The following is a 13,476-nucleotide window of genomic DNA, read 5'->3' as shown; positions in this document are numbered from 1 at the left end:
CAGCTACGGCTGTCGGGAGCTGCCTGTGTCCGTCTCTACATCTGTAGGAGTCGGGGTAGCCGCAGGAGTCACCTTCAGCGCGGTGATCCACTCCGCGGGCCAGGGAGCGCTGACGCGTTCACCCCGAGGCGGCACATGGACCACCGTGTACCGGCCGGACGCCGCGAGCTGGCGCGGATGGCTGTCGGTCGCCTCGCCCCAGACCTCGAACGTGAACGTCATCGAGGACGTCCCGATCTTCTCCACGGCGATGCTGGTCGTCACCTCCTGCCCGAACCAGAGCGGAGCCGCGAAGTCGACCTCGTAGCGCACCCGCGGAGCGGCGCCGAAGTAGCCGACGAGGCCACCCCCGCGGATCAGCGCCGCCTCAGCCGCCTCAACGAACCGCACCACCGCAGTGTTGTGGTAGTGGCCAGAGGCGTCGGTGTCCGGCCACTCCACACGGCACCGGTGGACCGTACGGGCCTCCTCAGGAGGCATGGGCCGGCTCACGGGTCGGTGTCCAGCGCTGGTGGACGGCCTGGTCGGCGGGGTCGGGCCGGAGCAGTGACAGCCGGGGCCGTACGGCGTCGGTGCGCGCGGCCGGGGGTTTGCGGGCGCCCGCGCCGAACTGCGCCGGCCATGCGGCGCCCGGGCCCCGGTAGTCCTGCTCGGCCGCCGCGTGCAGGGTCCAGTGCGGGTCGTACAGATGGGTGCGGCCCACGGCGCACAGATCGGCACGCCCCGCCAGCAGGAGGGAGTTGACGTCGTCGTACGAGGCGATCGCGCCCACCGCGATGACCGCGGCGCCGGTGGCGGCGGCCACCTCGTGGCGGATGCGGTCGGCGAACGGGGTCTGGTAGGAGCGGCCGAAGGCCGGGCGCTCGTCCTTGGTGACCTGGCCGGAGGAGACGTCGATGGCGTCCGCGCCGTGGGCGATGAACGCGCGGGCGATCTCCACGGCGTCATGCTCGGTGTTGCCGTCCGGGACCCAGTCGGTGGCGGAGATGCGCACGATCACCGGCCGTTCCGCGGGCCATGCCTCCCGTACGGCGTCGAAGACCTCCAGCGGGAAGCGCAGCCGGTTCTCCAGCGGGCCGCCGTACGCGTCGGTGCGGCGGTTGGCGACGGGGGAGAGGAACGAGGACAGCAAGTAGCCGTGCGCACAGTGCAGTTCGAGCAGGTCGAATCCGGCCTCGGCGCCCCGGCGGGCGGCGGCCACGAAGTCCGCGGCGATCCGGTCCATATCGGCGCGGGTGAGCTCGCGCGGCACGGCCGAGCCGGGGCCGTACGGCAGCGGGGACGGGCCGACGACCTCCCAGTTGTCCCGCGGCAGCGGGGCGTCCATGCCCTCCCACATCAGCCGGGTCGAGCCCTTGCGGCCCGAGTGGCCCAGCTGGAGGCCGATCCGGGCGGTGCTCCGCTCATGGACGAAGGAGACGATCCGCCGCCAGGAATCGCCCTGCTCGCCGTTCCACAGGCCGGTGCAGCCGGGGGTGATGCGGCCCTCGGGCGAGACGCACACCATCTCGGTCATCACCAGTCCGGCGCCGCCCATGGCCTTGGAGCCGAGGTGGACGAGGTGGAAGTCGCCGGGCACGCCGTCGACGGCGGAGTACATGTCCATCGGGGACACGATCACCCGGTTCTTCAGCTCCAACGCGCCCAGCCGGTACGGCTGGAACATCGCCGGTGCGGTATTGCCCCGCCCTTGTGCCGTGGCGAAGGCGGCATCCACGCGGTCGGCGAACTCCGGGTCGCGGGTGCGGAGGTTGTCGTAGGTGATGCGGCGGGAGCGGGTGAGGAGGTTGAAGCAGAACTGGGTCGGCTCCTGGTCGACGTACATGCCGATGTTCTCGAACCACTCCAGTGAGGCCTGCGCGGCCCGCTGGGTGGACTCCACGACCGGGCGCCGCTCGGTCTCGTACGCGGTCAACGCCCCCTCGGTGTCGGGGTGTTCGTGGAGACAGGCGGCGAGGGCGAGCGCGTCCTCCATGGCCAGCTTGGTGCCCGAGCCGATGGAGAAGTGGGCGGTGTGGGCGGCGTCTCCGATGAGCACGAGGTTGCCGTGGTGCCAGCGCTCGTTGCGTACGGTCGTGAAGTTCAGCCACTTGGAGTTGTTGGCGAACACCTGGTGGCCGTCGAGTTCGTCGGCGAAGAGCTCGTGGACGCGGGCGACGGCGTGCTCGTCGGAGGCGCCCGGGGGGAAGTCGGTTCCCTCGGTGGCGTCGAAGCCGGCCCGCCGCCAGACGTCCTCGTGCATCTCGACGATGAAGGTGGAGCCGGTGGCGGAGTAGGGGTAGCCGTGCACCTGCACGACCCCCCAGTCCGTCTGTTTGACGAAGAACTGGAACGCCTCGAAGACCCGGTCGGTGCCGAGCCACATGTACTTGCTGTGCCGACGGTCCAGGGAGGGGCGGAAGACGGCCGAATGAGCCGTCCGTATGGGGGAGTTGACTCCGTCGGCGCCCACCACGAGGTCGTACGACCCGCGCAGCCGATCGGTGTCCGGGGCGGGGGTGGAGAAGCGCAGGGTGACGCCGAGGGCGTGGCAGCGGTCCTGGAGCAGGTGGAGCAGTTCCTTGCGGCTCATGGCGGCGAAGCCCTGGCCGCCGACGGTGTGGCTCTCGCCCCGGTAGTGGATGTCGATGTCGGTCCAGCGGGCGAAGCGCCGGGCCATGTCCTGGGCGATGGTGGTGTCGGCGTTCTCGATGCCGCCGAGCGTCTCGTCGGAGAAGACGACGCCGAAGCCGAAGGTGTCGTCGGGGGCGTTGCGCTCCCAGACGGTGATCTCGTGGGCGGGGCCGAGCTGTTTCATCAGGGCCGCGAAGTACAGCCCGCCGGGACCCCCGCCGACAATGGCGATCTTCAAGGGTGTTCCTCTTAACTCTCGGCGACGGCCTCGGCGGAGGCCTGCTCGTCTTCGATGATCCTGCGGAGCGCGAAGCGCTGGAGTTTTCCGCTGGTGTTGCGCGGCAGGGCGCTGTGGAAGCGGACCTCGCGCGGGTATTTGTAGGGTGCCAGGACCTGTTTGACGTGGTCCTGTATCTCCTTGGCCTTGGCCGCGTCGCCGGGCACGCCGTCGCGCAGTACCACGAAGGCGCACACGATCGAGCCGCGCTCGGGGTCGGGGCGGGCCACGACGGCGGATTCCACGACGTCCGGGTGGGTGTCGATGGCGGCCTCCACCTCGGGGCCGCCGATGTTGTACCCGGAGGAGACGATCATGCTGTCGCTGCGGGCGTGGTAGTGGAAGTAGCCGTCCTCGTCCCGGTGGAAGATGTCACCGGTGACGTTCCAGCCGCCCAGGACGTAGTCCCGCTGGCGCTTGTCGTCGAGGTAGCGGCAGCCGACCGGGCCGATGACACCGAGTCTGCCGGGCTCCCCGGGGCCGAGCTCCTGTCCATCGACGCCCAGGACGGTGGCGCGGTAGCCGGGGACCGGACGGCCGGTGGAGCCGGGGCGGATGTCGTCTCCGGCGGCGGAGATGAAGATGTGCAGCAGCTCGGTGGCGCCGATGCCGTCGATGATCCTGAGGCCGAGGCGTTCGTGCAACTGCTCCCAGGTGGCGCGGGGTATGTGCTCGCCCGCGGACACGCCGATCCGCAGCCCGGCCAGCCGCCGCTCGGCGCCCTCGCGCAGGATCGCCCGGTAGGCCGTGGGTGCCGTCGCCAGGACGGTGACGCCCTGGCTCCGCACGATCTCCGCGAGCTGGCGCGGGGTGGCCGCCTCGGTCAGCAGGGCGCAGGCGCCGGCCCGCAGCGGGAAGACGACCAGCATGCCGAGGCCGAAGGTGAAGGCCAGGGGCGCGGTGCAGGCCACCAGGTCGTCCGGGGCCAGGCCCAGGGTGTGGCGGCCGAAGGTGTTGTCGATGGACAGGATGTCCCGGTGGAAATGCATGGTGACCTTGGGCGCGCCGGTGGATCCGGAGGTGGGGCCGAGCAGCGCCACATCGTCGGCGGCGGTTTCGACGGTGGTGAACTCACCCGATTTCGCGGCTACCCGGGTCTCGAGATCCCGGGCGTCGGTGCCGCCGTACTCCACGACGGTCAGTGACGGCAGGACGGAGTCCCGCAGCGCGTACACGTCGTCGGTGAACCGGTGGTCGACGAGGGCGATCGACGGCCGGGTGCGCTCGGCGATCGGGCTGAGCTCGCGGGCGCGCAGGGCGGCCATGGTGGTGACGACGACACCCCCGGCCTTGAGGACGCCCAGCCAACAGGCCACGGTCCAGGGGTTGTTGGGCGAGCGCAGCAGGACCCGCCGCCCCGGCACCAGGCCCAGGTCCTCGGTGAGCACCTGGGCGATCTGATTGGCGCGGGTGCGGAGTTCGCCATAGGTCCACTCCTCGCCGGACGGGGTGCGCAGGGCGGGGCGGTCGGGGCCGAACAGCGCGGTGGGGGTGTCGATGAGCTCGGTGGCCGCGTTGAGCCGGTCCGGGTAGCGCAGCTCCGGGGTGGTGAATTCGAGGGTGGGCCACAGATGTGCGGGGGGCAGCTGGTCGCGGGTGAAGGTGTCGAGGTGCGCCGAGGGCGAGAGGGGGAGCGGAAGAGTCACGGAAGAGTCCTTCCGGGAGCCCGCCGGGGAGAGCGGCGGGTCAGGTGGGGCGGATCAGGCCCTCCTGGACCACGGTGGCCAGGTGGCGGTGATCGCGCGTGAAGAAGCGCCCCGTGCCCAGGCCCCGGCCCGCGTCGGCGGCGACGGCCTCCTGGACGTAGAGCAGCCAGCCGTCCACCGGCCCGGGGCGGTGGAACCACATCGCGTGGTCGAGGCTCGCGGTGACCAGCCCGGGTCTGGCCCAGGGCAGGTCGAGCACTCGCAGCACGGGTTCGAGGATCGTGTAGTCGCACACATACGCCAGGGCGGCCAGGTCCCGCTGGGCGTCGGTCAGCCCGTCGACCGGGCGCAGCGGGTCGAAGGGCTTCAGCCAGACCGCCTGGTGCGGCAGGCGCTCTCCCTCGACGGTGAGATAGACCGGTCCGGGGACGTGCCGCATGTCGAAGCCGCGGCCGCCGGACCAGTACGCCTTGGACTCCTCGGTCATGGAGCCGCCACCGCGCTCGGCGAGGTACTCCGCCGAACTCGGCAGGCCCTCCGGGTCGGGCACGTCCTCGCCGAAGTCGATGTGGAAGTCCGCACCGGCCTCGCCCGCCGCGAATCCGGCCAGGCAGACGTAGAGCGGCTTGCCGTTCTGGTAGCCGCGCACCTGCCGGGTGCTGTAGCCGCGGCCGTCGCGCACCACCTCCACCTCGTAGCGCACCTCGGCGCCGATGTCGGCGGGGCGCAGGAAGTAGCTGTGCATCGAGTGCGGCGACTTGCCGTCGGTCACCGACCGCATGGCCGCCGCCGCGGCCTGGGCCACCAGATCGCCGCCGTACGCCTTGGGCCAGGGGCAGGGCTGGGTGGTGGCGGTGAAGGCGAGGTCGAAGTGTTCGGGCTGGGCGGGCTTGAGGGTGACGGCGGCGGTGAAGACGGCGGAGGTGGGGGGCGTCGGGGTCATCGGCGGTCCAGCCAGTCGCGCAGTTCGGTGTCGGCGATATCGGGCAGGTTGACCACGATGTTCTCCGGTGTCCGGGTGGTCATCCAGGTCAGCGGCTTGGTGCGGGAGAGGTTGCACTCCACGTGCGGCATGTACGGCGGTACGAAGACCCAGTCGCCCTCCTCCATGTCGGTGTAGTCCCGGAGCTCCTCGCCGAAGTAGATGCGGGCCCGGCCGGACAGGACGTAGCCACCGGTCTCGGCCTCGCCGTGGTGATGGGTCACCGAGCGATAGCCGGGTTCGTTGCTGACCTTGCCGAACCAGAGACGGGTGGCGGGGGTGTGCTGGGCGCTCACGCCCGAGACACGGACGGCACCGCCCGAGTCGGCGGTGTTCGCGCTCTCCAGGCCGCCACGCGTCACCACGGGGGCGACGATGCCGCTGGGCAGCCGGTACATCGAATTGTCGCCCTCGAGGCGGTACTTGCTCAGATCGGGCTCCATCGGGTGGGCTCCGTTCAGTCGGGTGAGAAGAGGGGCCGCCTGGCAAGCCCGCTGATCGCGAGGCCCGCCACGGGGAATTTCCGCCGGCGAGCCATCGTGGCGCCGACAGGACCAGAATCGATGTCTCGTATTTTTCACGGTCGTCATTTAAAGTCAATACACCTGCCCGGTCCTGCGGCAGGACGGAACGCAACCGAGCCGGAGGCACCATGACCCCCGTCCCCGTGAACCCGCCCGATCTGCCGAAGCCCAGCGGCTATTCGCACGGAACACTCGCCGGGAACACCCTCCACCTGGGAGGACAGACCGCCCTCGACGCCGATATGAGGATCGTTCCGGGGGGCATCGTCGAGCAGTTCCGGCAGGCGTTCGGCAATCTGCTCACCACGCTGCGCGAGGCCGGCGGGCGGCCCGGGGACCTGGTGAGCGTGACCATCTACCTCACCGACATCCCCGACTACCAGGCGCACGGCAAGGAGATCGGCAAGGTCTGGCGCGAGCTCGCCGGGCCCGTCTACCCGGCCATGGCGGGCATCGGCTGCACGGCGCTGTGGCAGCCCGAAGCCATGATCGAGATCCTCGGTGTGGCCGTGATACCCGGGGAACGACTCGTGGCGCCGCGCCCGTAGGAAAGACAGGACGCCAACGTGAAACTCGCATCCTTCACCGCGGGCGGCGTGCGCCGGGCGGGCGCCGTCGACGAGGCCGAGCGGACCGTCGCGGTGCTGCCGGCCGAAGTCGGTGCCGTGGACGACATCGTCCGTGGTGGCGAAGCGCCCCTCGCCGTGGCGCGCGCGGCCGCAGCCGGGGCCGACGACGTGCGCCCCCTCTCCGGGGTCCGCCTGGAATCCCCGCTGCACCGCTTCAACCGCGACATCCTGTGCACCGGCTGGAACTACCGGGACCACTTCGAGGAGTCCCAGGGCAAGCGCGAGGGCCAGGACCCCGTCACGTGGCCCGAGCACCCCACGTTCTTCACCAAGGGACCGAACACCGTCATCGGCCCCTTCGACGACATCGCCCACGACCCCGGGCTCTCCGCGAAGTGGGACTACGAGGCCGAGATCGCCCTCGTCATCGGCCGCGACGGACGGTCGATCCCCGAGGAGAAGGCGCTGGACCATGTCTTCGGCTACCTCGTGGCCAACGATGTCTCCCAGCGCGACCTCCAACGGGCACACGGCGGCCAGTGGCTCAAGGGCAAGAGCATCGACGCCACGATGCCGCTGGGTCCCTGGCTGACCACCGCGGACGAGATCGACGACCTCACGGGTCTGCGGGTGCGGTGCGAGGTCAACGGCCGCCTGCTGCAGAACGCCTCCAGCGCCCAGATGGCCTTCTCCTTCGCCCGGATCATCGCCGAGCTCAGCCGCGGCATGACCCTGCGCGCAGGGGACGTGGTCCTCACCGGAACCCCGAGCGGCATCGGCAACGCCCGCGAGCCGCAGATCTTCCTGGGCGACGGCGACCTGGTCGTCACCCGGGTCGGCGGGCTCGGCGAACTGCGCAACAGGGTGAGGCGGACCCGTCTCACATAGCCTCGGCGGGAGCAGGTGATCATCCACGAGGCGCCAGGCGTTAGGGTGGCGGGAAATGACGGCGCAGACGACATCGGCCACCGCGGCGACAGGCGAACGGGAGTCCCGCCACGCCCCGCTCATCCTCACGCTCTTCGGCCTCTACGCCCGGGGCGAGCACAACTGGCTCGCGGTCGCCTCGCTGATCGGCCTGATGGCGGACCTCGGTGTGGAGAGCCGGGCCGTGCGGTCCTCGGTCTCCCGGATGAAACGCCGCGAGGTGCTGCGCGGCGAGCGCCGTGAGGGCGTCGCCGGGTACTCGCTCGCCGACTCGACCCTTCAGACGCTCGCCGAGGGGGACGTACGCATCTTCCACCGGGCCAGGGCGTGCCGCGAGGACGGCTGGGTGCTCGTGGTGTTCTCCGTGCCCGAGTCCGAGCGCGAGAAGCGGCACGCCCTGCGGACCGCCCTGACCCGGCTCGGCTTCGGCACCATCGCGTCGGGTGTCTGGGTGGCCCCCGGACACCTGGCGGACGAGGCGCGGCGGACCCTGGAGCGCCGGGGCTTGTCCGGGTATGTAGACCTCTTCACCGGTGACCACTTCGCCTCCCGGGATCTGGGTGCGAAGGTCCGGTCGTGGTGGGACCTGGACGAACTCACCGCCATGTACGCGGACTTCCTGGACCGGTACCGCCCCGTCCTGGAGGCGGTGACACGGCGCGAGCCACAGCCGCTGGAGGCGTTCCGGATCTACCTGCCGATGCTGACCGAGTGGCGGCGCATGCCCTACCGCGACCCGGGACTGCCCCTGGAACTGCTGCCGCCGGAGTGGAACGGTGTGGCCGCGGGCGAACTGTTCGACCGGCTCAACATCGTGCTGAGCACGCCCGCGGCGGCCCACGCCGCGGCGGTGCTCCACGGGCCGCGCTGACTCACGGACGTCACAGGGCGAAGACCGGCTTGTAGGACGGGTCGGTCAGGGCCGGACGGTCGGCCGTGAACGGCTCGATCGGGTAGCGGGACCTTCCCTCGACGACCAACTCGGACAGGATCTCCCCGAACAGTCCGGCGAACTTCGCCGCATGGCCGGCCCCGACGCCGACGACGACCCGGGGATTCCCGGGCATCGCGTCGATGACGAAGTTGCGGTCCGGCGGCATGTCGTAGACGCACGTCTTGCTGTACAGCTCGAAGCCCGCCGCGTCCGGCAGCCGTTCCCGCAGGAAGGCTCCCAGCAGCTGGGTCTCCTCGCCCACCGGTTCCAGTGAGCGGGTCTCGTGGGTGACGAACCGGCCGGACATGTCGCGGGCGATCTTGACCGCCACCTCGCCGTAGATCGGGAAGCCGTAGAAGAGCGTCGGGCCGTACCAGCCCCACACCGGGAACGCGTCGGGAGTGAAGTCCCGCAGTGTCCTCGGTACGAAGTAGGCGACCTGCTCCTGGCTGATCGTGGTGCGCCAGGTCTGGCCGACCTCGGCCAGGATGGTGTCGGACCACGCGCCGGCGGCGACCACCACATGACGTACGGTGACGGAGCCGCCGCCGTCGGTGTGCACCCGCACGCCGTCCGGGAGGCTCTTGATGCGGATCGCCCGGGTACGGGGCCGGAATGTCACACCGAGGGCCGAGGCGAGCGCACGGTGGGTCTGTCCGGCCCGGCCGATGTCGACCAGCCCCATGTCGCGCTGGAAGGTCACCTCGGCTGGTTCGTCGACGCGCCACTGCGGGTAGTGCTCGGCGAGCCGGGCGTTGTCCCAGCGCTCGTAGGCATGTCCCCGGTCGTCGAGGACCTTGCGGTACCGGACAGAGGCCCTGCCTTCCGACGAAGAGATCAGCCGCGTCCGCCGCCTGATCCAACGCGCCAAGGACTCCATCGACGAACTCTCCGACGAAGAACGCGCAGAGATCGACCAAGCCACCGCCCTCGTCCGGCGCGCCCGCAACAGCGTCGTCCACCTGGGCCTGCCCCGCGTCCGCCAGCCCCTGCCCGACATCCGACCGAACCGGACCGCATGAACACCAACCCCCTCATCGAAGGCCGCAAGGCCGACTCAGCCCGCCGCCAGCGCGTCATCAAGGCCATCAACACGGCCAGACGAGGCGGCACCGCCATCAGCGTCTCAGGCATCGCACGGCAGGCCGGAGTGGACCGCGCCTTCCTCTACCGCCACAAGGACCTGCTCGCTCAGGTCCACGCCGCCAGTGCCGAACCGCCCCACGACGACACCGGTTCGGCCGTCAGCCGAGCCTCCCTTCAGACAGACCTGGCGAACACCCTGGAACGCGGCAATCGCCTCGCCACGCGCGTGAGACACCTGGAGACCAAGCTCTCCGAACTGCTCGGCGAGCAGGCATGGCACGAGTCCGGCCTGGGTTCCCCTGACGACGTCGAACAGCTCAAGAGCCGGATCACCGCGCTGGAACAACGGGTTGTCGACCTGACCGGCCAACTCGAAGAACGTGATCAGGAACTGCAGGCCGCACGAGCCGCTGACCGCCAACTGATCAGCCGGCTCAACACCAGGCGACCCACGGACTCATGACCATGCGCAAGGCGGCCTCTGATCGGGGTCCATCACCCAGCGGCACTCGTAATCGCGGGCCCAACCTCGAGTCGAGGTTGGGCCCGGCAAGGGGATTTGGCCCCACCACCGCGCTAATCGCTATCCGGCCCCGGGACCATCCGTACAGCCATGAGGGCCAAGCACTTGATCTTGGTCGCGAAGCACGTGGGGTACCCGATCGTGGGGCCTGCTGGGACGGTCGGCAAAGCGACCTCAGCGTCAGTGGGGATTCTCGGACTGATGGTGAGGGGGCTGTTTGCGGATAGTGCGCCATCGTGACCGCGTTTGTTCGACGATGCTGTCCCACTGGCGGCGGACTTCGTCCTGGGACGGGCGGTGGCCCTGACGGATCCGGACGAGTTCGTCTCGTACTTCCCGCCCCAGTGCCGCTGATACGACGAGGATCAGCATGGCGCCGAAGAGGGCCGAGGCCATCCCGAAGACCGCGCCGGCCGCGCCGTAGCGCGAGGCGTAGGTATTGAACAGGCGCGGCAGGTAGATGGTCGCGATCACCGAATAGGCCGCGGTCAGGACGGCCGCGCAGACCGCGAACGGGAGCAGGGTCGCCCTGGCGAGCCGCTTCGCGGAGAGGATCCAGCCGCTCCAGGTGAGGAAGGCCGTGGTGACCGGTACTTCGCACAACGCAGCCGCCAGCCCGAGGCGTCCGCCGCCCAGGGTCACGTAGAGCCACCCGATCACTGCGGTGTAGAGGCTGAGTGTGCAGATCCACCACAGGCCGTTGCGTGTGTTGCGTACACCGAGCGGCTTCTGTTCCCAGGTCTGCTCGAACAGCCGCTGCATGGTCCGGGAGAAGCTCAGCACCGAGATCGCCAGGAACACCGTCCCGAAGACGCCGACGCCGACATGCGTGGCCTCTGCGGAGAACACCGACCGGACGGCCTCGGCGCCTCCACCGGCGAGCTCGTAGCGGCTGATGATCCGATCTGCGGCCTCTGTGCCGAAGACGGCACCGCTCAGCACGGCGAGCGGGATCAGCGCGGTCAGCGCACCGGAGGCCAGAGCCATCGAGCGGTCGAAGCCCGCGATCTTCTGGAACCGGTTGATGACGCGCAGCACGAACGCGGGACGCAGCCAGAATGTCAGCGTTCTGATGAGCCGCTCGCGGTTGATTCCCGCCGTCCTGCCCTCCGCCCATCAAGGGTCATATCTGTCGAAGTGAGCCTAAACGACGTTCCTGTCCGAAGCGGTGGGCGACACAGGAACGGGTCGGGGACGTGCCGGCCACCGCGTGTGCGCCGGGCGTGGGTCAGGCCGGGGGCGTCCGGCGGGTCGCGCGCCATTTCGTCAGGGCGACCTTGATGCCCAGCCCCGCGGCGACGACCACGGCGATGTCCAGCACCGCCCGCGTCCCGGCGGTACCGATGCGCTCGGCGACCTCGGGACCGAGGAAGTACGTGATGCCTACGTACATGCCGATCAGCGCCGAGCCAGCGACCAGCGCGCCGAACAGGAACAGCGGGAAGGGGACCCGGAAGATGCCGGAGACGAATGCCGGCAGCACCACGGAGGCCGTGAAGGTACGGCGGCTGAAGGCTTCGTCCCCCTTGACCAGCAGGCGGCGGCGCCGCTGCTCGAAGCGGCCGGGGCGGTCGAGCAGTGAGCGCCCCCGGCGCTGTCCCACACGGAAGCCCACGACCGATCCGCCCATCCAGGCCGCCATCGTGGTGCCGAGCACGATCCAGAGGCTGAGCCGGCCCTCACCGGCCAGCGTCCCCGCGGCGATCATGATCGCGTCCCCGGGACCGGGCAGGCCAAACCCGCTGACCGCGACAAGCAGGAACAGGACGACGTACTCAACGGCGATCATGCTCGGCGCCCCCGTGGCCGGCCACTGTCTCGCGCGGTTCGCCGACCCCTGCCAGTCGATGACCATGCCCAGCCCGTACCCGACGGCCCAGGCCTTGTGACCGGGCGGACACGCCATGACATCACCTGCGCCGAACTCCATCTCTTGGCCGTCGCCTGGATGATGCCGCACATGTCTCTCTCCTCTCGCGACAGGAACAATGTCGGCTGCCTCCAGTGTGTGCCCGCTCACCCACCCGACCGTGCGGACCCGCCGGGATCAGGGGACCCGGCAGTACTTGCCGAAAAACAATGGAGCAACCCCTGACCTGCGGGTACTCCCTGCCGCCCTTCAGATGCCGCCGCCGAAGGCGTTCATGCGGTTCTCGTACTCGCGGCGGGCCTTGCGCTGTGCCGGGACGGCAGGGAGGTCCTGGGCGCCGTCGAGGAGTCGGTAGCGGGCGAGGAGTCCGCGGTGCACGGCGGAGGCGGCGCTGACGCGCAGGGTGTAGCCCTGGCCGCGCCGCACGGTGACGCCGTGGTCGAGCGCGGCCCGCTTGGCGGCGCGGAGGAAGTCGGCGACCTTGCCCGGCATGTCGAGGGTGACCGGCAGCTCCGGGGCTGGGGTGTCCTCGTGGCTGGCAGCGGGGTGCTCAGGCATGAGGTCGGCGACGGCCGTACGGATGGCACCGCGGCTGACCCCGTGTTCGCGGGCCAGCGCGGCGACGGACCAGCCGCCCAGGTACTCCGTGCGTACGGCGTCTGTCTTTCCGGCCGCGACCGCCGGGCGGCGGCCGCCCTTGCTGAGGCCGCCGGAGGTCCGCAGCCCATCGTAGGTCAGTTCCCGCTGGAGGTCGCGCGGCATTACCCCAAGTGGGACCAGATCAACTTCTCACGCCGTGGAGCCACTGCGAGGACTCCGTCGCGAGTCCGCCTCAGGATCGGCGACCTCCAAAGAACTGGCCGCCTACTACGACCGCAAGCGCGCCGAAGGCAAGAACCACAAGCAGGCCGTCCTCTCCCTCGCCCGCCGTCGAGCCAACGTCCCCTGGGCCATGATCCGTGACGGATCGTGCTACCTCCCATCACACCGTGTCATAGCTTCTACTTGACAACGACATTGGGAAGTTTCTGATCCCGCTGCTGACGCTGCCAGAGTGCGCCGGAGCCGATGGAAGCGAGCTGATGCGGTGTCAGGTCGGTCATCGGCTGTGGCCATGACAGGGTGTCGGTATGGGGCAAGGGTGGGAAACGATCATCACCGGGGCAGTAGGTCTCGCGGGAGCAATCGTTGGCGGTGTCGCTGCGATCATTGGTGCACGCATCGGTGCAGAAAAGACAGCTCAGGCCACACGCCAGCAGGTCCGGGACCAGGCTCGCAGAGAGCACGAGCACTGGCTGCGGCAACTGCGCCTGGATGTGTCTGAAGCGCTGGTCACGGCGTCTGACGAGTGGTTACGAGAAGAGATGCTCTTTCGGATCCACATAGTGCGGGGGGAGTTGGAGGAGGCGGAGCAGAAGTCTCAGGAGATGGGTATGAGATGCCTTGCCGTTGCAGCACTGATATCTCGGGTCTGCATTCTCGGCCCCCTGGAACTTGCGGAGGCTGCTCAGGGTTTGCGCGCTCC

General features: G+C 69.9%; 14 protein-coding genes and 1 pseudogene. 5 read left to right on the top strand and 10 right to left on the bottom strand.

Annotation, left to right across the window (positions count from 1 at the left end; genetic code table 11):
* Window positions 1–3 precede the first annotated feature (3 nt).
* From LIV37_RS00585 to LIV37_RS00565, 5 genes are read right to left on the bottom strand one after another with little or no spacing between them, the layout of a single operon-like run.
* Window positions 4–480: an acyl-CoA thioesterase gene (locus tag LIV37_RS00585; RefSeq protein ID WP_121826311.1), complete on the bottom strand. Its 477-nt coding sequence runs from the start codon at window positions 478–480 to the stop codon at window positions 4–6.
* Complete coding sequence (locus LIV37_RS00580) at window positions 470–2,851, bottom strand: bifunctional salicylyl-CoA 5-hydroxylase/oxidoreductase (RefSeq protein ID WP_121825979.1); 2,382 nt, start codon at window positions 2,849–2,851, stop codon at window positions 470–472. Before LIV37_RS00580 ends, LIV37_RS00585 begins: the two co-directional genes overlap by 11 nt.
* 11 nt (window positions 2,852–2,862) lie before the next feature.
* Window positions 2,863–4,536, bottom strand: coding sequence for an AMP-binding protein (locus LIV37_RS00575; protein WP_020865179.1), 1,674 nt, complete (start codon window positions 4,534–4,536; stop codon window positions 2,863–2,865).
* Window positions 4,537–4,576: 40 nt separating this feature from the next.
* Window positions 4,577–5,479: an acyl-CoA thioesterase gene (locus tag LIV37_RS00570; RefSeq protein WP_020865178.1), complete on the bottom strand. Its 903-nt coding sequence runs from the start codon at window positions 5,477–5,479 to the stop codon at window positions 4,577–4,579.
* Window positions 5,476–5,961, bottom strand: coding sequence for a cupin domain-containing protein (locus LIV37_RS00565; RefSeq protein ID WP_020865177.1), 486 nt, complete (start codon window positions 5,959–5,961; stop codon window positions 5,476–5,478). Before LIV37_RS00565 ends, LIV37_RS00570 begins: the two co-directional genes overlap by 4 nt.
* A 209-nt stretch (window positions 5,962–6,170) precedes the next feature.
* Here LIV37_RS00565 and LIV37_RS00560 point away from each other — a divergent pair, with 209 nt between their 5' ends.
* Genes LIV37_RS00560 through LIV37_RS00550 form a run of 3 tightly spaced genes read left to right on the top strand, consistent with a single transcriptional unit; the run spans window position 6,171 to window position 8,409 of the window.
* On the top strand, window positions 6,171–6,590 hold the full coding sequence (locus tag LIV37_RS00560; RefSeq protein ID WP_020865176.1) for a RidA family protein: 420 nt from the start codon (window positions 6,171–6,173) through the stop codon (window positions 6,588–6,590).
* Between the two features lie 18 nt (window positions 6,591–6,608).
* Window positions 6,609–7,499, top strand: coding sequence for a fumarylacetoacetate hydrolase family protein (locus tag LIV37_RS00555; RefSeq protein ID WP_020865175.1), 891 nt, complete (start codon window positions 6,609–6,611; stop codon window positions 7,497–7,499).
* 55 nt (window positions 7,500–7,554) lie between these two features.
* Entirely contained in the window at window positions 7,555–8,409 is an 855-nt protein-coding gene (locus LIV37_RS00550; RefSeq protein WP_020865174.1) for a PaaX family transcriptional regulator, read from the top strand.
* Window positions 8,410–8,419: 10 nt separating this feature from the next.
* Here LIV37_RS00550 and LIV37_RS00545 read toward each other — a convergent pair whose 3' ends face one another.
* Complete coding sequence (locus LIV37_RS00545; protein ID WP_158634958.1) at window positions 8,420–9,352, bottom strand: FAD-dependent oxidoreductase; 933 nt, start codon at window positions 9,350–9,352, stop codon at window positions 8,420–8,422.
* A 138-nt stretch (window positions 9,353–9,490) separates the two neighbouring features.
* Here LIV37_RS00545 and LIV37_RS00540 point away from each other — a divergent pair, with 138 nt between their 5' ends.
* Complete coding sequence (locus tag LIV37_RS00540) at window positions 9,491–10,021, top strand: DUF6262 family protein (protein ID WP_020865171.1); 531 nt, start codon at window positions 9,491–9,493, stop codon at window positions 10,019–10,021.
* A gap of 240 nt (window positions 10,022–10,261) precedes the next feature.
* Here the strand turns inward: LIV37_RS00540 and LIV37_RS00535 are convergent, their stop codons facing one another.
* The 3 genes from LIV37_RS00535 to LIV37_RS00525 form a co-directional block, all read right to left on the bottom strand.
* Window positions 10,262–11,119 (bottom strand): hypothetical protein, encoded by an 858-nt coding sequence (locus LIV37_RS00535; protein WP_020865170.1) that lies wholly within the window; start codon window positions 11,117–11,119, stop codon window positions 10,262–10,264.
* A 190-nt stretch (window positions 11,120–11,309) separates the two neighbouring features.
* A complete protein-coding gene (locus LIV37_RS00530) occupies window positions 11,310–12,041 on the bottom strand; it encodes a hypothetical protein (protein WP_020865169.1) in 732 nt (243 codons plus the stop codon).
* A gap of 159 nt (window positions 12,042–12,200) precedes the next feature.
* Window positions 12,201–12,713 carry a helix-turn-helix domain-containing protein gene (locus tag LIV37_RS00525; RefSeq protein ID WP_254807064.1) on the bottom strand — a complete coding sequence of 171 codons (513 nt, stop codon included), beginning with the start codon at window positions 12,711–12,713 and terminating at the stop codon, window positions 12,201–12,203.
* A gap of 100 nt (window positions 12,714–12,813) precedes the next feature.
* Here LIV37_RS00525 and LIV37_RS00520 point away from each other — a divergent pair.
* Window positions 12,814–12,960 (top strand): annotated as a pseudogene (locus tag LIV37_RS00520) (IS110 family transposase); the annotation flags it as partial.
* Here the strand turns inward: LIV37_RS00520 and LIV37_RS00515 are convergent.
* The gene (locus LIV37_RS00515) at window positions 12,953–13,255 is read right to left on the bottom strand and encodes a hypothetical protein (protein WP_148717891.1); all 303 of its coding nucleotides are present in this window, start codon (window positions 13,253–13,255) and stop codon (window positions 12,953–12,955) included. The pseudogene LIV37_RS00520 and the gene LIV37_RS00515 sit on opposite strands and share 8 nt — an antisense overlap.
* Between the last annotated feature and the right edge of the window lie 221 nt (window positions 13,256–13,476).

The organism is Streptomyces rapamycinicus NRRL 5491 (assembly GCF_024298965.1).
GTDB classification, from domain to species: domain Bacteria; phylum Actinomycetota; class Actinomycetes; order Streptomycetales; family Streptomycetaceae; genus Streptomyces; species Streptomyces rapamycinicus.
The sequence above is the reverse complement of the archived record's forward strand: the minus strand, read 5'-3'. Positions and strand labels throughout refer to the sequence as shown.